This is a genomic window from Lacinutrix venerupis, from assembly GCF_001971745.1.
Taxonomy (GTDB): Bacteria; Bacteroidota; Bacteroidia; order Flavobacteriales; family Flavobacteriaceae; genus Lacinutrix; species Lacinutrix venerupis.
Window position 1 is genome coordinate 1292388 of record NZ_CP019352.1, and the last position, 18290, is coordinate 1310677.

Genomic DNA, 18290 nt, shown 5'->3' on the forward strand with positions numbered 1-18290 from the left:
ATAATATTGTTAGTGTGTTTGCTATTTGCCTCATTGGTGAAAGCTCAAATGAATACTAAACAAGTAGATTCGTTAGTAAATTATGCAATGAGTAAGTTTAATGTTGCTGGTTGTGCTGTAGCTGTTGTTAAAGATGGAAAAGTAATTCATAATAAAGGATATGGAGTAAAATCTATAATAACAAAAGAACCTGTAAATAAACATACGCAATTTGCTATTGCGTCAAACAGTAAAGCGTTTACTACAGCAGCATTAGCTATTTTAGTGGAAGAAGGAAAAATAACCTGGTTAGATAAAGTAAAAGATCATATTCCAGAATTTAGAATGTATAATCAATATGTAGAAGATAATTTTAATATTCAAGATTTAGTAACACATCGTAGTGGATTAGGTTTAGGTATGGGAGATTTAATGTTTTTTCCAGATGGTGCCGATTTTAAAATGGAAGATTTATTAAGCAGTTTTCAATATTTTAAACCAGAATCTGCTTTTAGAACAAAATGGGATTACGATAATCTACTATACTTAGTCGCTGGTGAGCTTATTGCTAGAAAAAGCGGCATGACTTGGGAAGAGTTTATTACAAAAAACATTCTTAAGCCTTTAAATATGGATAATAGTTATGCGTCTTTAGCAGACATAAAAGATACTAGTAATTTAGCTGCCTCTCATACTGTAGAAAATGGAAATATTAGAGTAATACCAACTTTTAAAGAGATGATGAATGGTGCTGCAGGAGGTATATTTTCTAATGCAGATGATATTTCTCAATGGATGTTGCTACAATTAAATAAAGGTAAGTATGGCGATAGTTTAAATAAGCAACTTTTTACAGAAAAAAGCCATCGCGAAATGTGGCGTATACATACTGTAATGAGTACAGATCCAAATCCAAGATATAATTCTCATTTTGCAGGTTATGGTTTGGGTTGGTTTTTATCGGACGTAAAAGGCAATATGAAAGTAGAACATACAGGAGGTTTACCAGGAATGTTATCTAACACAGTAATGATTCCAGATTTAAATTTAGGTGTGGTAATTTTAACTAATACTAGCGATGATGGTGCTGGATTATTTTCTGCAGTAGCAAATGCAATTACAGATGATTATTTAGGTTTAGACAATTTTAATTGGGTAGATAAATACGCTAATTATTTTACACAACGCTCAACAGGAAACGATGATTTTACTAAAAAAGTTTGGGACGAAGTTGCAGCAGCAGATGCCTCACAGATAAAACAAAAAAACTTTATTGGCTTTTATAGAGACAATTGGTTTGGTAAAGCAGAGGTATTTAAAAAAGAAGGACAATTATGGATTAGGTTTTTGCGATCTCCTAAACTTAATGGAGAATTACAGTATTATAAAGAGAATATTTTTGCAGTAAAATGGGAATACCAAGACATGAATGCCGATGCTTTTGTAACATTTGCTTTAGATAAAAAAGGCAAAGCACAAGGAATTAAAATAAAAGGAATCTCTCCTAATATAGATTTTAGTTTCGATTTTCAAGATTTAGACTTACAACGTGTTAAAGAATAATAACACAAATTGTTTTACTACATTTTAAAACATAAAAAAGCCTCAAAAATTATTTTTTGAGGCTTTTTTTATGAGATTAAGCAATTACTTTTAATTAAGCAACAACATCTTGTTTCTTTATTTTTCTGTAAGTAAAAGAGTTAAAAATACTACGTTTTGCAAAACGTGTTTGCTTATCGCTTTGAGCAAATTTAATATATAACGCTTTGTTTACACCAAAGTACTCGTAAGTGTTACCATCTAAAAAAGTAACCTCTAAAAGCAATCCTTTGTGTTTCCAATCCATAATAGGAGTAGAGATTGTGGTATTATATTCTTCTAAATTAGCAGCTTTAGTTTCAGGAGCAATACTTACTAAAAAATGGTAGCCATCAATAACTTTACGGCTCATAATTTCAGCCTCTTCTGCTTTAGCATCATTATCTTGAAATTTATCTGGATGCCATTCCTTTACAAGATTTCTGTACTTTTTTTTAAGTTCGCTAAGTGTTGGCTGTCCTTCAACTTCAAATAACTTTTTATACTCGTTTATGCGCTTCATAATAATGCAATTCTAATTTTTGCGCGAAAGTACTCTTTTGTTTTGGATTTTGAATGCATTTATTTGTAGAAGTTTTATTTTGAGGTGGTTTAGGAGTTTAAACTTTTATTTTAAACTATGTTTATAGTCTAAGTACAGGCAAAGAAATTATACAGTTTATTGTTTTTATTTTTCAATAAAAGTCAAAAATGAATTTTTAAAATAGCGATAATCATTTAGCGCATTAACTCCAGTTATTGAAATTTCAATTTTTGAATCTAATCGACCAAGTCTATTGCTCATAAATTCTCTCCACATTGTATTACTTAAAATTGAATTTGTTCTGCTTGAAGAAATATAAAATATTATGTTAGAATTTGTTTCTCTATGTGTTTTAAATTCAAATTTGTCGTTTAGGTTAAGAATAGAAAACATTTTATACGAATTTGATGTTTTAGTAGAATCGTATAATTTTTTAAAAGAATTCTGGTCAATATCAAATAGTATTAAAAAATCTTCTGGTTTAGAGTCATTATTTTCCGAGTAATCAATAAGCCTCTTTTTTGCCCATTTAGGATTTAATAAAAAATAATAAATGTCAGAATCAGATTCTTGTTTACTAACTTTTTTTAATTCATTTTTTATTAGCAAATGCTCTTTACAAACTTCTTGTTTTACATGATAAATACAAAATCCTATTTTGTGAGCCGAGTTTTTAAAATCAATCCAAAGTTCATTATTAGATTTTTTAATTTGGGAATATGCTTTTAAACTAAACAATGAAATTAATAAACAAATAACAATCAAGTAATTTTTTTGTTTTATCATTTTAAAATTATAATGGTAAGATTTTTAATGTTTTATGTAAAGGTAAAATTAAATTTGAAGTTCGCGTATTTTTTTTAAGGCAACGTTTATTGTACTAAAAAACTAAGCGTTTAGTTAAAAAATGATTTTATACATTTTTGGCCAAACGCTTTTTATATATTCTTAATGTTTCTTTTTAGAGACAATATATATTGTTTACTTTATGTTTCATTAAGAAGTTTCACAGTACATTGTTTATGTACTTAATGTTTTATAATAAAAATGGTTAACATTTAAGAATAAATTCATTCTAAAATAAAAGTTTAAACCTTAAACATTCTCATAAAATATCGTAAATTTGCTCGCGTTTAACAACGCACTATGGCAAATTCAACAAAATACATATTTGTAACCGGAGGAGTAACTTCTTCACTTGGAAAGGGTATTATAGCAGCATCTTTAGCAAAGCTTCTTCAGGCACAAGGTTATAGAACCACAATTCAAAAATTAGATCCATACATTAATATAGATCCTGGAACACTTAATCCATACGAGCATGGCGAATGCTATGTTACAGATGATGGTGCAGAAACAGATTTAGATCTTGGTCACTACGAGCGTTTTTTAAATGTACCTACAAGTCAGGCTAATAATGTTACAACAGGTCGTATATATCAAAGTGTAATAGATAAGGAACGTAGAGGTGAGTTTTTAGGTAAAACTGTACAAGTAATACCACATATAACAGACGAAATTAAACGCAGAATTCAACTTTTAGGACGTTCTGGAGATTACGATATTGTTATTACAGAGCTTGGAGGAACCGTTGGTGATATCGAGTCTTTACCTTACGTAGAAAGTGTAAGACAATTAAAATGGGAATTAGGAGAGAATAATACTTTATCTATCCATTTAACCTTAATTCCATATTTAGCTGCTGCAGGAGAATTAAAAACAAAGCCAACACAGCATAGTGTAAAAACACTAATGGAAAGTGGTGTACAGGCAGATATTTTAGTATGTAGAACAGAGCATGAATTGTCTCAAGATATTCGCCATAAATTAGCACGTTTTTGTAATGTAACACCAGATTCTGTAATGCAATCTATAGATGCATCTACAATTTACGATGTGCCAAATTTAATGCTAGAAGAAGGGTTAGATACTGTTGTTTTAAGAAAATTAGGTTTAGAAAGCCATACTCCAGATTTAACACAATGGAATGAATTTTTAAAAAGACATAAAAATCCAAAATCTGAAGTTACCATTGGTTTAATTGGTAAATATGTAGAACTTCAGGATTCATACAAATCAATATTAGAAGCCTTTATTCATGCAGGTGCAGAAAAAGAAGTAAATGTTACTATAGAATCTGTACATTCTGAATATTTAAATGGTGAAAATGCAAAAGCCATGTTATCTCATTTAGACGGTGTTTTAGTAGCACCAGGATTTGGAGAGCGTGGTATTGAAGGTAAAATAGATGCCGTTAGGTATGTAAGAGAAAATAATATTCCGTTTTTAGGTATTTGTTTGGGTATGCAAATGGCAGTTATTGAGTTTGCTAGAAATGTATTAGGTTTAAAAGACGCAAATTCTACAGAAATGGATGAGCAAACACCTAATCCTGTTATTAATTTAATGGAAGAGCAAAAAAACATTACAGACAAAGGTGGGACTATGCGTTTAGGAGCTTGGGATTGTAAATTAAAAGAAGACAGTATTGTAGGAAAACTATACAATACAGATGTTATAAAAGAACGTCACAGACACCGTTATGAGTTTAACAGTGACTATAAATCTCAAATAGAAGCTAAAGGTATGATTGCTACAGGTTTAAATCCTGAAACAGGTCTTGTAGAAATTGTAGAGATTCCTAGTCATCCTTGGTTTGTTGGCGTACAATACCATCCAGAATATAAAAGTACAGTTGCAAACCCGCATCCACTTTTTGTGGCTTTTGTAGCTGCAGCCTTAAAGCATAAAACAAATAAATAAAGTGTCAGTTTGGCATAAATTAAATAACGGATTACTTTTTGAAGAGTCCAAAATATACTTTTTAAAAAACTAACTAGATTATATCTCAACTATTTTGAGATAGCTTAAGTAATATGGAAGAAAAAAAATTAGATGTAAAATCGATTATAGGTTTTGTACTTATATTTGGTATTTTATTATTCATGATGTGGCAAAACCAGCCATCACCAGAAGAAATTGCTGCTGAAGAAAAAGCAAAACAAGAGCAAATTGAAGCAGATAAAAAAGCAAAAGAAGCTGCCGCCAACGATAATACTAAAGTAACAACAGCAGACGATTTCTCTAACGAAACATTAGGAGATTCATTACAACAAATAGCAAACCAAAATAAATTTGGAGCATTTGCATATGGAGCCGGATTAAATTCTGAAGATGTTACTGTAAACAATGGTGTTTTAGATTTAACATTCTCTAAAAGAGGTGGACATTTATCTGAAGTAAAGCTTAATAAGTTTGTAGATTTCGATTCTATTCCAATTTATTTAGTAAAAGATAATAATGCAAGTTTCAACATTAATTTTGGAACAACAGATAGCCGAATATTAAATACTAAAGATTTACCGTTTCAATCTAATGTAACTAAAAACGGAGAAAACACTTTAGTTTCTATGAAATTAAAAGTGTCTGAAACTAAGTTTTTAGAATACTTGTATGTAATCAAACCTAACGATTACATGATAGATTTCACAATTAAATCTCAAGGATTAAGTAATGTAATCAATGGATCTCAAGACATTAATTTAAATTGGGAACAAACAAGTAAACGTCACGATCAAAGTATAAGTTACGAAAACCGTTATACACGTTTAACTTATCAGCATGATGGAGGCAATATAGACAAACTATCGCAATCTGGTGAAGATGAAGAAACGGTAGAAGACTTAGATTGGTTATCGTTTAGACAGCATTTCTTTAGTTCTATTTTAGTGGCCGATAAGCCATTAAAATCTGTAATGTTAACTTCTAAAGACTTAGTAGAAGAAGAGACAATAGATACTTTATTTACAAAAACATTTGGTGCAAAAACAACCTTAGCATTACAAGGAAATGAATTAAACCAAAACTTTGGTCTTTTTTACGGCCCAACAGACAGTACAGTTTTAAAACCTTACGATAAAAACTTAGAAGAAAGTATTCCTCTTGGTTGGGGACTTTTTGGCTGGATTAACGAATATTTATTTATACCATTATTTGGCTTTTTAAGCTCATTTTTACCATTTGGTATTGCAATTATTGTAATGACGGTGCTTATTAAATTAGCGATGTCTTTTGTGCAATACAAGCAATATTTATCGCAAATGAAAATGAAAATTCTTAAGCCAGAATTAGATGCTATTCGCGAAAAACATAAAAACAATAAAATGAAAGCGCAACAAGAAACTATGGCGCTACAAAATAAAGCAGGTGCAAGCCCAATGGCGGGATGTTTACCAGCATTAATACAAATGCCAGTTTTCTATGCTTTATTTATGTTTTTCCCAACAGCTTTTGCTTTAAGACAGAAAAAGTTTCTTTGGGCAGACGATTTATCATCTTACGATATTATTGCAAAATTACCTTTCGATATTCCTATTTACGGAGATCACATAAGTTTATTCCCAATCTTAGCAGCTATAGCAATTTTCTTTTATATGAAAATGACAACAGGACAACAGCAAATGTCTGCACCACAACAAGAAGGTATGCCAGATATGGCAAAAATGATGAAGTACATGATTTATTTTGCGCCAATAATGATGATGGTATTCTTTAATAAATATGCATCAGGATTAAGTTTATATTATTTTATATCTAACTTAATTAGTATTGGTATATTAATAGTTATCAAAAACTTTATTTTAGATGAAGATAAAATTCATGCTAAAATTCAAGAGCAAAAAGCAAAGCCTAAAAAAGAAAGTAAATTCCAGAAAAAAATGAAAGAAATGATGGAACAGGCAGAGCAGCAAAAACAAGCTCAAAAACGTAATAAAAAATAATATTATTAAATTTTTATAAAAGCTGCCATACAATATTAAGTTTGGCAGCTTTTTTTGTTTTATACAATTAGAAAAAGAAAAATACGTTAACCGTATGTATATTTACTCCTTTATTTAAAAGGATGCAAAAAAAATAAAATATAAAAATGAATAGAATTTTGTTGCTAATATTAGCATTAGTCTCATTTACCTTATCTGCACAAAATATTAATCAAATGGATGCAGATGGTAATCGTCATGGTGTTTGGAAAAAAAACTTTGAAGGAACAAAAGTATTGCGCTATGAAGGTAAATTTAACCACGGTAAAGAAGTTGGAACATTTAAGTTTTATAAAAATATTGAAAACCAACCTGTTTTAACTGCAACCAGAACATTTAGTGAAACAAGTGATTTAGCCGATGTAAAATTTTTCTCATCTACCAAGCATTTAATAAGCGAAGGAAAAATGAGAGGCAAAACCTTTGTAGGAAAATGGGTTTATTACCACAACAAATCTAAAGTCGTCATGACGGAGGAGTTTTACGATACTAAAGGTAAACTAGAAGGTTTAAAGAAAACGTATTATTTAAGTGGTCAATTAGCAAAACAAGAAAATTATAATTCTGGTATTGTAGATGGAGAATCCAAATGGTACTCAGAGTCGGGAAAACTTTTAAAAGTTTTTAATTATAAAAATGGAGAATTACATGGGCCTGCAAAAATATACGATACAAAGGGAAATATAGAACAAGAAGGTGTCTACCAAAAAGATAGACGACACGGCATTTGGAAATTCTATAAAAATGGTAAACTTATAAAAGAGCAAGATTTTACAAGACGTAGTAAAAATCCATATAAGAAAAAGTAAAAAAATAAGCGCTTAGATAATTATCTAAGCGCTTTTGATTTTAATATTAAGAACTCTTGCTATTAATCTATCTAACGTTTTTTTTATGCCTCATATTAAAATACTATATCATTTACATAGGTAATAATACTTTGTTCACGGCATGTATTACACCATTAGTTGCTTGAACATCTACTGCAATAATACCAATATCTGTATTTCCAGATCCATCTGTTACATCTGCAATATTACTTCCTGTTCCAGGAAGTGTAACAGTAATATTATCTCCTTCAAGACTAGGAGCTGTTGTATCTCCATTAGGTGTTAAATCTGTAGATCTTACGTTGGCACCAGAAATTACATGGTGTAATAAAATATTTGTTAATACTGTTTCGTCTGTAGGAATTGTTATATCGCTAAAAGCATCGTTTGTAGGAGCAAAAACAGTAAAATCTGGATTAATATTATCTGCATTATTTTCAGTTCTTGCAAGAATGCTGGCAAAATCTGTTTGTGGCGTTAGTGTTGTTAAAGCTTCTTGAAGCGTATCAAAATTCGGGTCTGCTACGGCAAAAGTAGTTACAGTTGGTAAGTCTATAACTTCGTCTACAATATGTACAATACCGTTAGTAGTAGAAACATCTGCAGTGGTAACAGATGCAACTCCATTTAATTGTACTCCAGAATTACCATTATAAAATATACTTAAATTGCTGTTATTTGGTCCGCTAGCCATAGTAGTTGCATAACCTGTAGAATTTGCTAATGCAGTAGATGTTATATTGGAATCCGCAATAACGTGGTTTAATAATATTTGTGTAAGTACATCGTTAGGCACTTCAGATAAAGAAGAAAAACCTTTAGCTTGTAAAAAAGATGTAAATGCGGCATTTGTTGGAGCAAAAACAGTTCTTTCTCCATCTGCAGATAAAGCATCAACTAATCCGGCTTGTATAACTGCATCAACTAAAACACTTAGACTTGGTGTAGCTTGTGCAGTTTCTACAATGTTTAATGGTTGTGTTACAGGTACTGTAGATGTCGCGTCATCATCATCACTACAAGACCAAAATAATGTAATTGCTAATAAAGCAAGAGAGATTTTCTTTAGATTTTTCATAATAATTATATTTTATTTGTTGTTTTGTTTATCAAAAATATAAAAACATTAAACAAAATATGTAAAATATTTGTTAAATGTATTTTTAAAAAGATTAAACAAAAATAAAGTCATGCTTTGAAAATTTTTATTATAAGTAATAAAAAATTAAAATCTTGTATCTTTGCAAACGGTAAATTAATGCCTAAATGTTATAAATAATATCACTGCTTTTGCAGAAAAAATAATATGAAAAAAAGAGTAATTGTAGGACTTTCAGGTGGTGTAGATTCTAGTGTTGCAGCCTATTTGTTAAAGGAGCAAGGTTATGAGGTTATAGGTCTTTTTATGAAAAACTGGCATGACGATTCTGTAACCATTTCAGATGAGTGTCCATGGCTAGACGATAGTAATGATGCAATGCTTGTTGCCGAAAAATTAGGTATTCCGTTTCAAACGGTAGACTTAAGTGAGCAATATAAAGAGCGCATTGTAGATTACATGTTTAACGAATACGAAAAAGGACGTACACCAAACCCAGACGTATTATGTAACAGAGAAATAAAATTCGATGTTTTTATGAAAATAGCTTTAGATCTTGGAGCAGATTACGTTGCTACTGGACATTATTGCAGAAAAGGAACCATAGAGAATAACGGAGAGCAGGTATATCAATTACTCTCTGGAAAAGATAATAATAAAGATCAATCTTATTTTTTATGCCAATTATCTCAAGATCAATTAGCAAAAGCATTATTTCCAATTGGAGAGTTACAAAAAAGTGAAGTACGTGAAATTGCTAAACAAGCCGATTTAATTACAGCAGACAAAAAAGATTCACAAGGTCTTTGTTTTATAGGTAAAGTAAGATTGCCAGATTTTCTTCAACAACAATTAAAACCAAAAGATGGTGTTATAGTAGAAATTCCTAAAGATAATTTTCATTACAAAACAACTCAAACCTCTTTTAAATCTAAAACCGAAGAACTTCAATATTTAAGCAGAAAAGCAGAGTATTCCATTTCAGATGGCGAAATAGTTGGAAAGCATCAAGGAGCACATTATTTTACAAAGGGACAACGTAAAGGCCTTTCTGTTGGCGGAAAAGTTGAGCCTTTATTTGTTATAGATACAGATGTAAAAGAGAATGTAATTTATACAGGACAAGGTAAAGGCCATCCTGGTCTTTATAAAAAAGCATTATATGTTTCTAACGAAGAGTTACACTGGATAAGACCAGATTTAATGTTAAAAACCGACGAAACATTAAAAGTTTTAGCACGAATTAGGTATAGACAACCTTTAGAAAATGCCATATTGCATAAGGTAGAGTCTGGAATGTATGTAGAATTTGAAAATTTACAATCTGCAATTACCGAAGGTCAATTTGTAGCTTGGTATTTAGAAGACGAATTAGTTGGTTCAGGTGTAATTTCTTAACTTGCAGTAAATAAACCTTCTGTTATGTTTAGAAATATTGTATGTTTCGTTTTTTTATTATTTCAACTAAATAGTTTAGCCCAAGAAGATGCATGGGTATATTTATTAGATAAAGAAAATGTTCAAACTTCTATAGCAAACCCAATTTCTATACTTACTCAAAAAGCAATTGATCGAAAAGCGGCACATAATATTCCTATAGATGAACGAGATGTGCCAGTAAACGAAAATTACATTTCACAATTAAAAACTCAAACAGGAATTACGGTGTTAGCTAAATCTAAATGGTTTAATGCTGTTCATGTTCGAGGATTAGAAACAGATATTAATGCTTTAGAAAATTTAGCTTTTGTAGATGAAATTATTTTTGCAGACGATAGTTTAAACGCTAGAACAGAAAATACTAATACAAGTTCACCAGCTTCAAGTTTTAAAACGGAAAACGCACAAGTTATTTTTGATTATGGAAACGCATTAAACCAAATTCAAATGTTTAATGGAGACCAGTTACATATTTCAGATTATACAGGAACAGGAATGACGGTTGCTGTTATAGATTCAGGATTTCCAGGAGTAGATGTTATAGCTGGATTTCAGCGTGTAAGAGATTCTTCTCATATTTTAGGGACTTACGATTTTGTAAATAGAGATATAGATGTCTATAATAATACATCCAGTAATCACGGTACTTTAGTGCTTAGTGATATGGTAGGTTATATAGAAAATGATTTTGTAGGTACAGCACCAGATGCTGAGTATTATTTGTTTATTACAGAACATGCACCAAATGAAAATCCGGTTGAAGAAAGTTATTGGGTAGAAGCAGTAGAACGTGCAGATAGCTTAGGTGTAGATGTTGTAAATACATCGTTAGGTTATAAAGACTATGATAATACTAACTACTCTCATACCGATGCCGATTTAGATGGTTTAACAACATATATTTCTAAAGGAGCGAATATTGCTTTCGAAAAAGGTATGCTTATGGTTACTTCTGCAGGAAATTCGGGAGCAAATGGAGTAAGTGCTCCAGGTGATGCACCAGGAAGTTTTACTATTGCAGCTGTAGATAGTAATGAGAATTATGCAAGCTTTAGTTCGCAAGGTAGTGCTATACAGTTAACACAAAAACCAGATGTTGCCGCACAAGGACAAGGGAGTTATGTTATTAGTCAAAGTGGTGCAATATCAACAGCAAATGGCACTTCTTTTAGTTCACCAATTATGGCAGGCGGTATAGTTTGTTTATGGCAGGCATTACCAGATTTTACTAATGCCGAAATTATGCAATTGGTTCGAGAAACAGCATCACAATATAACAATCCAGATTATTTTTTAGGTTATGGTATTCCAGATTTATCGTTGGCTTTAGCTCAAGGATTATCCGTGCAAGATTTTCCAGAAACAACTACAGATTTAATAGTGTATCCAAATCCTGTTAAAAATAACTTATTTATAAAATTACCAACCGCTTACGAAACAGGACAAATAACTTTGTATGATGTTATAGGAAAAAAAGTATTAGAAAGCGCTATTTCTCAAACTAACAACAAAGTTAATGTGAGTTCTTTTTCTAAAGGAGTTTACCTTTTAAAAGTTGAAGCTGCAGGTTTAGCTAAAACATTAAAGTTAGTTGTTAATTAGTGTGTTCGATTAAAAAAAATCTAGAAATTAAAAAAATAAAACAATTCCATTGAAAAATAAAATAACTACGCTATTCAATATAAAATATCCAATTATTCAAGCAGGAATGATTTGGAACTCAGGATGGAAATTAGCATCAGCTTCAAGTAATGCAGGAATTCTTGGTTTAATTGGAGCAGGAAGTATGTACCCAGATGTGTTACGAGAGCATATTCAAAAATGTAAAAAAGCTACAAATAAACCTTTTGGTGTAAACGTGCCAATGCTATATCCTAATATTACAGAGATTATGGATATTATTGTAGAGGAAGGCGTAAAGATTGTATTTACTTCTGCAGGAAACCCAAAAACTTGGACTAAATGGTTGCAAGACAAAGGTATTACAGTAGTACATGTTGTAAGTAGTGTAAAGTTTGCTTTAAAGGCTCAAGAGGCTGGAGTAGATGCTATTGTTGCCGAAGGTTTTGAAGCAGGAGGTCATAATGGTCGAGACGAAACTACAACCTTAACATTAATACCAATGGTACGTGAGCAGTTGCAAATTCCTTTAATAGCGGCTGGAGGTATAGCTACAGGAAGAGCTATGCTAGCTTGTATGGTTTTAGGAGCAGACGCTGTGCAGGTAGGAAGTCGTTTTGTTGCTAGTGAAGAGTCTAGTGCGCATCAGGCTTTTAAACAAGTTGTGGTAGATGCAAAGGAAGGTGATACACAATTAACTTTAAAAGAATTAGCACCTGTACGTTTAGTAAAAAATAAGTTTTATAACGATTTACAAGAACTTTATAAAACAGCGCCTGCACCAGAACAGCTTAAAGAATTATTAGGTAGAGCACGAGCTAAACGAGGTATGTTTGAAGGTGATCTTGAAGACGGAGAATTAGAAATTGGACAAATTGCAGGATTAATACACGATATAAAACCGGTTGCAACAATTGTGGAAGAAATGATTGCTGAATTTGAAGAAGCAAAAACAAATGTTGTGGCACTTTAATTATTATGTAAATACACGTTTATTATTGTGTTATTAATATTATCTTAATGTATAATATGCCTAAGCGATTTTATTTGGTAGAAACATCAAGTTAATCTTTTTAAAATTATCTTCAAAAACCAAAACCTAAGCAGTACTTTTGCCAAATGGTTTTAAGCAACTACACTAAAGAATTTAAATACAACTGGCAGCTGGCGGCACCAGTAATGTTGGGTATGCTTGGCCATACCTTTGTAAGCTTTATAGATAATATTATGGTTGGGCAATTGGGTACTGCAGAATTAGCTGCGGTGTCGCTTGGAAACAGTTTTATGTTTATTGCTATGTCGTTAGGAATTGGTTTTAGTACAGCCATTACACCATTAGTTGCAGAAGCAGATTCAGCAAAGGATTTTGCAGGAGGAAAATCAGCATTAAAACATGGTATCTTTTTATGTTCGGTTTTAGGTATTTTATTATTTCTACTTGTATTTTTTGCAAAACCATTAATGTATTTAATGAAACAGCCTGTTGAGGTTGTAGAATTAGCATTACCATATTTAGATTTGGTTGCATTTTCTTTAATTCCATTAATTATTTTTCAAGCTTTTAAGCAATTTAGTGATGGCTTGTCTATGACCAAGTATCCTATGTATGCAACCATTATTGGTAATGTTGTAAATGTGGTACTTAACTATTTATTTATTTTTGGAAAATTTGGTTTTCCAGAGTTAGGTATTGTAGGTGCAGCTTATGGTACTTTAGCATCAAGATTTATTATGTTATGGTATTTATGGTATTTGCTCAAGAAAAAAGACAAATCGAAGGATTTTGTAACCAATATAAAACTATTTGTTTTAGATAAATTAATGCTTAAAAAAATAATAAGTTTAGGTACACCAAGTGCTATGCAAATGTTTTTTGAAGTAGCTATTTTTACTGCGGCTATTTGGTTAAGTGGCTTGTTAGGTAAAAATCCTCAAGCAGCAAACCAAATAGCTTTAAACCTAAGTTCTATGACGTTTATGGTTGCAATGGGATTAAGTGTAGCTTCAATGATTAGAGTTGGAAATCAAAAAGGATTAAAAAAATATCACGAGTTACGCCGTATTGCTTTTTCATTATTTCTTTTAGGAACTCTTTTTGCTGTTGGTTTTGCATTAATATTTGCTTTGTTTCATGATTATTTACCAAGAATTTATGTAGATTTTGATGATGCCATTAACTTTAATGACAATATGGAAGTTGTGTCTATAGCGTCACAATTATTATTAGCAGCAGCAGTTTTTCAAATAAGCGACAGTATTCAAGTTGTTGTTTTGGGAGCTTTAAGAGGTTTACAAGACGTAAAAATACCAACCATAATAACCTTTATTTCTTATTGGCTAGTAGGTTTTCCTATTAGTTGGTTTTTAGGTAAAGAAGAGGCTTATGCAAGTTTTGGGATATGGTTAGGCTTATTAGCCGGTTTAACAACTGCTTCAATTTTATTGTATTTAAGATTTAACTATCTTACAAAAAAACTAATTTTGTCTAACAGACTAATAACAAATAAATAAAGACAAACTATAATGACACTTCCAAAATTTATATTAGGCGATAATACCGATTTTCCCAACGCAATTTTTGTAATCCACACAGAATTCCCTATGTTTATTATTAATCTTGAAGATGATGAAGTGGAGTGGTTAGAAGATTTCGATCAGCATGACCAAAAGGAATTGGAAATGGAAACCGAAAACATGATTAAAGAAGCAACCGCTTTTTACGATAGAGAAGTAGCGCGTTACGAAGAATAAAATAACGGTATTGCTTAAATAAAACGAAGAAACTATACTGCAATCTCTTCAGCTTAATAGAATAAATAACAAATGTTAGAACAATTAGTAGAATTAGATCACGAACTATTTTTATACCTAAACAGTTTAGGTAATGTATATTGGGATGCTTTTTGGATGGCTTATACCGCTAAATTTCACTGGATTCCTTTTTATGCTCTTTTAGTGTATTTAATGTATAGAAGATTAAACAGTAAAATGTTTATACTTACATTAATTGTTATTGTGTTTATGATTACGTTTACAGATCAAGTTGCAAACTTATTTAAATCTGGTGTTGGCAGATTAAGACCGTGCCATAATGCTAAATTAATAGACAGTATGCGTTTAGTTAAATCTTATTGTGGTGGACAATTTGGTTATTTTTCCGGACATGCAAGCAATGCTATGGCAGTAGCTATATTTACAGGAATATTATTAAAAGATAAGTATAAATATTTAATCTATTTTATGCTTATTTGGGCATTGTTTATGGGTTACAGCCGTATATACATTGGTGTACATTTCCCACTAGATGTATTAAGTGGTTTTGTATTTGGTGGTTTATCTGGTTACGCATTTTATAGATTAGATAAATATCTTCAGCAGCGTTTTATTTATAATAAAGTATAATTTTATTTACGACTAAGTATATAGAATACACTTTTTAAACGCCAATTATCTTGTTTTGGAGCGCTTCCAAATCGATTTAAATTATAAGTTCCTATTTCTTTTATATTGTAATTTAAACTTAGTTTAGTTTCAATTTCTGGAGTCATAGTGTTTACCAAAAGACCAAAAGAATTATCTAAAGGAAAGGTGTAATTATTATTTTCTATTTTAATTTCTGGAATTATATCACCATAGTCCCAAATAAATTCTGGAGCAACATAATCTAAAGCATATAAATTAATATTACGCATTTGGTTTTCTTTATTTAAAGTAGAAAGGCTTTTGTAATTTTCATTCTTAAAAGCTTCTGTTAAAGGTAAAACCACAATAAATGCTGAAGCAAAAAACAGAACAGTTAATAAAAATACATTTTTAATTTCTTTAGCTTTTAGCTGCATAAAAATTAATATTCCAATTGCAAATAATACAATTGAAGCTACTATAAATTTAAACATATGGTTTTGTAACTGCTCTTTAAAAAGAAGCCACATAACTATTGGAAAAGCAATGCCTATAATACCAATTAAACCAAAATTAAAATAAACAGGAAAGGTTTCGCGCTTGTCTTTTAAAACCTTAAATTTTCTTATTAAATATTCAATATAAAATCCAATATTAAATGCTAAAGGAATTAAAACAGGCATTAAATATCGTGACTTTTTCATAGGTACTGCAGATAATAAAACTACAGCAACTAAAGTCCATATTAAGCTAAACTTATAAGCTTTAAAATGGCTAACACGCTTTTTTAAATACGGATAGAGTAGAGAGATAAAGGCAGGAACAGTCCAAATGCCGCTTTGTGTAAAAAAGCTCCAATAATAGTAAAATGGTCTAATATTATAGTTTCCCCAAGTACTGGTTTCTTTACTTGCAATAGCATTTAATGTTGTTGCATCCTGTAATTTTACATATAAATACCAGGAGCCTCCAATGGCAATTCCTAGTATAATGGAGCCTATAAGATATGGCGTTTTTTTTGCTAAATTTTTATACTTAAAACTAAAGCCATAAGCAACTAAAAAAGGTAAAAATAAAGCGTAAATAGAAATAGGACCTTTTGCTAGTATAGACAACCCTAAAAATAAGCCAGCTTTAATGGCATGTTTCCATGTATAGTTTTCGGTTTTAAAAATTTTAAAAAAATAATATATAGCAACAAGCATAAAAGCATGTGTAAAAATATCTGATGGCGCCTCAAATGTAATCCCAATAACATAAAAGGAGGTTAATAGAATAAGCGCATTAATTATGCTATGTGTTTTTCCTTTTAAAATAGTTCGCGATAAATAATACATAAAACTACCAGCAAGCATAACCATTAATACCGCAGGAAGTCGCATTGCAAAAAGGCTTTTTGTACCAAAAACAATACTACTAAAAGCCGAAAACCATGCTGGTAAAGGAGGTTTTTGGTAACGTGCAACATTATTCATTGTGGTTAAAAGCCAATGGTCGTTATTTAGCATCTCGCGAGCAGTAATAAAATTTCTCGCTTCCATAATCGATACTTGTAATACTTCTAAATTTGGCAATAACATAATTGCTACAAATAAACAAATAGTAAGAACCGGATAGATTTTAAGCGATTTTGGCATTTTGATTTTTTAAAAGAATTAAATTTCTAATGTAGATTACTGTTCCTAAAATATGGCCCACAAAAAGTACAGGATCTTTTCTAAAAATGGCGTAAGTTAAAATAAGTAAAGAGCCTATTAAACTTAATGCCCAAAAACCAAAAGGTAATGTAGAGTTTTTATGTTTTTCAGAATATAACCATTGGTATACAAAACGTAAAGTAAAAATAATTTGAGATACAATACCTAAAGCTAATAACCAAAAAGGAATATCTTCATTTTTAAAGAAAATATTTACATCTATTCTATTGTTATTAAAATAAAATATACCTACAAATAGTGGCATGAACAGTAATATGTATCGTAAAATTACTGGTATTTTTTTCCATTGATTTTGTAGTTGTAAATTTCTAATGTAAATAAAATAGGTAAGTGTTTGTCCAAGCATAATTGCAAAATCATCTCTTAAATATCCATAAATAAATAATAGAAAGGAAGCAATTAAGCTTAATGTCCAAAACAATGTTGGTGTAACTACACGTTTTGTTTTTTCACTTGTAATCCATTGTATAATTAACCGTGAGGAAAATAAAATTTGAGCCAAAAACCCAATGCTATATATAATCCAGTCGCTCATTAACCTTGTTTAGAAACTTGATAATTTATATACTTTTTCTTCATCCATAAATAGGCAAAACAATCCATTAAAGGTCCTATTAATCTATTCCAAACACCAAATTTTGCTTCACCAGCAACACGAGGAAAATGTTGTACAGGAACTTGTTTTATTTTTCCGTTTTGTAATAAAATCATGGCAGGTAAAAAACGATGTAAACCTTTAAACATTGGAATACGTTTTGCAAAATCGGTTTTAATTACTTTTAACGGACAGCCAGTATCGTCCATACCATCGTGTGTAAAACTTCTTCTAATACCATTTGCAATTTTAGACGACATATTTTTTACAAAGCTATCTTTTCTATTAGCACGAACACCTGTAACTAAATCATTCTCGCCAATATGTTTTAAAAGTAAATTAAAATCTTCTGGAGCCGTTTGTAAATCGCTATCTATATAACCTACTAATTCAGTTTCTGTATAATCAAAACCAGCTTTAATAGCTGCGCTTAAGCCTCTATTTTCTTTAAATTTAATAAATGAAAACATATCGTTTCTATTACAAATAGTTTCAATAATAGATTGGCTTTTATCTTTAGAACCATCATTAACAAACAAAATTTTAGTTGCTTTAGTAGCAATTTTTGTATATGCCAAGAGTTCTTTTTCTACTCGTAATAAATTTTCCTCTTCATTATAAACAGGAACAACAATGGTAAATTGATAAGTCATTAATAATTA

General features: G+C 30.6%; 16 protein-coding genes. 10 read left to right on the forward strand and 6 right to left on the reverse strand.

Annotated features, from left to right (window positions below; translation table 11 throughout):
* Nucleotides 1-48 precede the first annotated feature (48 nt).
* Nucleotides 49-1542 (forward strand): serine hydrolase, encoded by a 1494-nt coding sequence (locus BWR22_RS05860; protein ID WP_241828233.1) that lies wholly within the window; start codon nucleotides 49-51, stop codon nucleotides 1540-1542.
* A 94-nt stretch (nucleotides 1543-1636) separates the two neighbouring features.
* Here BWR22_RS05860 and BWR22_RS05865 read toward each other — a convergent pair whose 3' ends face one another.
* Together BWR22_RS05865 and BWR22_RS05870 are read right to left on the reverse strand one after the other, a co-directional pair.
* The gene (locus BWR22_RS05865; RefSeq protein ID WP_076732504.1) at nucleotides 1637-2083 is read right to left on the reverse strand and encodes a KTSC domain-containing protein; all 447 of its coding nucleotides are present in this window, start codon (nucleotides 2081-2083) and stop codon (nucleotides 1637-1639) included.
* Nucleotides 2084-2248: 165 nt separating this feature from the next.
* Nucleotides 2249-2890, reverse strand: a complete 642-nt coding sequence (locus BWR22_RS05870) for a hypothetical protein (protein ID WP_156875577.1) — start codon at nucleotides 2888-2890, stop codon at nucleotides 2249-2251.
* A 360-nt stretch (nucleotides 2891-3250) separates the two neighbouring features.
* Here BWR22_RS05870 and BWR22_RS05875 point away from each other — a divergent pair, with 360 nt between their 5' ends.
* The 3 genes from BWR22_RS05875 to BWR22_RS05885 all read left to right on the forward strand — a co-directional run bounded on the left by BWR22_RS05875 (nucleotide 3251) and on the right by BWR22_RS05885 (nucleotide 7733).
* Nucleotides 3251-4867 (forward strand): CTP synthase, encoded by a 1617-nt coding sequence (locus BWR22_RS05875; RefSeq protein WP_076732508.1) that lies wholly within the window; start codon nucleotides 3251-3253, stop codon nucleotides 4865-4867.
* Between the two features lie 113 nt (nucleotides 4868-4980).
* Nucleotides 4981-6885 (forward strand): membrane protein insertase YidC, encoded by a 1905-nt coding sequence (gene yidC / locus BWR22_RS05880; protein ID WP_076732511.1) that lies wholly within the window; start codon nucleotides 4981-4983, stop codon nucleotides 6883-6885.
* A 146-nt stretch (nucleotides 6886-7031) separates the two neighbouring features.
* Nucleotides 7032-7733 carry a toxin-antitoxin system YwqK family antitoxin gene (locus BWR22_RS05885; RefSeq protein ID WP_076732513.1) on the forward strand — a complete coding sequence of 234 codons (702 nt, stop codon included), beginning with the start codon at nucleotides 7032-7034 and terminating at the stop codon, nucleotides 7731-7733.
* 112 nt (nucleotides 7734-7845) lie between these two features.
* On the opposite strand, the gene BWR22_RS05890 is transcribed toward BWR22_RS05885, so the two are convergent.
* Nucleotides 7846-8832: a fasciclin domain-containing protein gene (locus tag BWR22_RS05890; protein ID WP_076732515.1), complete on the reverse strand. Its 987-nt coding sequence runs from the start codon at nucleotides 8830-8832 to the stop codon at nucleotides 7846-7848.
* A gap of 228 nt (nucleotides 8833-9060) precedes the next feature.
* Between BWR22_RS05890 and mnmA the strand changes: the two genes are divergently transcribed.
* The 6 genes from mnmA to BWR22_RS05920 all read left to right on the forward strand — a co-directional run bounded on the left by mnmA (nucleotide 9061) and on the right by BWR22_RS05920 (nucleotide 15315).
* Entirely contained in the window at nucleotides 9061-10251 is a 1191-nt protein-coding gene (gene mnmA, locus BWR22_RS05895; protein ID WP_076732518.1) for a tRNA 2-thiouridine(34) synthase MnmA, read from the forward strand.
* A 24-nt stretch (nucleotides 10252-10275) separates the two neighbouring features.
* Nucleotides 10276-11895: a S8 family serine peptidase gene (locus tag BWR22_RS05900; RefSeq protein WP_076732521.1), complete on the forward strand. Its 1620-nt coding sequence runs from the start codon at nucleotides 10276-10278 to the stop codon at nucleotides 11893-11895.
* Nucleotides 11896-11944: 49 nt separating this feature from the next.
* Nucleotides 11945-12886: an NAD(P)H-dependent flavin oxidoreductase gene (locus tag BWR22_RS05905; protein WP_076732524.1), complete on the forward strand. Its 942-nt coding sequence runs from the start codon at nucleotides 11945-11947 to the stop codon at nucleotides 12884-12886.
* A 146-nt stretch (nucleotides 12887-13032) separates the two neighbouring features.
* A complete protein-coding gene (locus tag BWR22_RS05910) occupies nucleotides 13033-14424 on the forward strand; it encodes an MATE family efflux transporter (RefSeq protein WP_076732527.1) in 1392 nt (463 codons plus the stop codon).
* Nucleotides 14425-14436: 12 nt separating this feature from the next.
* Nucleotides 14437-14664 (forward strand): hypothetical protein, encoded by a 228-nt coding sequence (locus BWR22_RS05915; RefSeq protein WP_076732530.1) that lies wholly within the window; start codon nucleotides 14437-14439, stop codon nucleotides 14662-14664.
* Between the two features lie 72 nt (nucleotides 14665-14736).
* Nucleotides 14737-15315, forward strand: a complete 579-nt coding sequence (locus tag BWR22_RS05920) for a phosphatase PAP2 family protein (RefSeq protein ID WP_076732532.1) — start codon at nucleotides 14737-14739, stop codon at nucleotides 15313-15315.
* Between the two features lie 2 nt (nucleotides 15316-15317).
* On the opposite strand, the gene BWR22_RS05925 is transcribed toward BWR22_RS05920, so the two are convergent.
* Genes BWR22_RS05925 through BWR22_RS05935 form a run of 3 tightly spaced genes read right to left on the reverse strand, consistent with a single transcriptional unit; the run spans nucleotide 15318 to nucleotide 18281 of the window.
* On the reverse strand, nucleotides 15318-16952 hold the full coding sequence (locus tag BWR22_RS05925; RefSeq protein ID WP_076732535.1) for an ArnT family glycosyltransferase: 1635 nt from the start codon (nucleotides 16950-16952) through the stop codon (nucleotides 15318-15320).
* Nucleotides 16936-17568: a lipid-A-disaccharide synthase N-terminal domain-containing protein gene (locus BWR22_RS05930; protein WP_076732538.1), complete on the reverse strand. Its 633-nt coding sequence runs from the start codon at nucleotides 17566-17568 to the stop codon at nucleotides 16936-16938. Before BWR22_RS05930 ends, BWR22_RS05925 begins: the two co-directional genes overlap by 17 nt.
* A complete protein-coding gene (locus tag BWR22_RS05935) occupies nucleotides 17568-18281 on the reverse strand; it encodes a glycosyltransferase family 2 protein (protein ID WP_076732542.1) in 714 nt (237 codons plus the stop codon). The genes BWR22_RS05930 and BWR22_RS05935 overlap by 1 nt, the downstream gene beginning before the upstream one ends.
* Nucleotides 18282-18290 lie beyond the last annotated feature (9 nt).

Coding starts and splice junctions, on each gene's coding strand:
- BWR22_RS05925 (WP_076732535.1), bottom strand. CDS start 16,952: ATGCCAAAATCGCTTAAAATCTATCCGGTTCTTACTATTTGTTTATTT.
- BWR22_RS05875 (WP_076732508.1), top strand. CDS start 3,251: ATGGCAAATTCAACAAAATACATATTTGTAACCGGAGGAGTAACTTCT.
- BWR22_RS05870 (WP_156875577.1), bottom strand. CDS start 2,890: ATGATAAAACAAAAAAATTACTTGATTGTTATTTGTTTATTAATTTCA.
- BWR22_RS05885 (WP_076732513.1), top strand. CDS start 7,032: ATGAATAGAATTTTGTTGCTAATATTAGCATTAGTCTCATTTACCTTA.
- yidC (WP_076732511.1), top strand. CDS start 4,981: ATGGAAGAAAAAAAATTAGATGTAAAATCGATTATAGGTTTTGTACTT.
- BWR22_RS05890 (WP_076732515.1), bottom strand. CDS start 8,832: ATGAAAAATCTAAAGAAAATCTCTCTTGCTTTATTAGCAATTACATTA.
- BWR22_RS05865 (WP_076732504.1), bottom strand. CDS start 2,083: ATGAAGCGCATAAACGAGTATAAAAAGTTATTTGAAGTTGAAGGACAG.
- BWR22_RS05860 (WP_241828233.1), top strand. CDS start 49: ATGAATACTAAACAAGTAGATTCGTTAGTAAATTATGCAATGAGTAAG.
- BWR22_RS05930 (WP_076732538.1), bottom strand. CDS start 17,568: ATGAGCGACTGGATTATATATAGCATTGGGTTTTTGGCTCAAATTTTA.
- BWR22_RS05900 (WP_076732521.1), top strand. CDS start 10,276: ATGTTTAGAAATATTGTATGTTTCGTTTTTTTATTATTTCAACTAAAT.
- BWR22_RS05910 (WP_076732527.1), top strand. CDS start 13,033: ATGGTTTTAAGCAACTACACTAAAGAATTTAAATACAACTGGCAGCTG.
- BWR22_RS05915 (WP_076732530.1), top strand. CDS start 14,437: ATGACACTTCCAAAATTTATATTAGGCGATAATACCGATTTTCCCAAC.
- BWR22_RS05935 (WP_076732542.1), bottom strand. CDS start 18,281: ATGACTTATCAATTTACCATTGTTGTTCCTGTTTATAATGAAGAGGAA.
- mnmA (WP_076732518.1), top strand. CDS start 9,061: ATGAAAAAAAGAGTAATTGTAGGACTTTCAGGTGGTGTAGATTCTAGT.
- BWR22_RS05920 (WP_076732532.1), top strand. CDS start 14,737: ATGTTAGAACAATTAGTAGAATTAGATCACGAACTATTTTTATACCTA.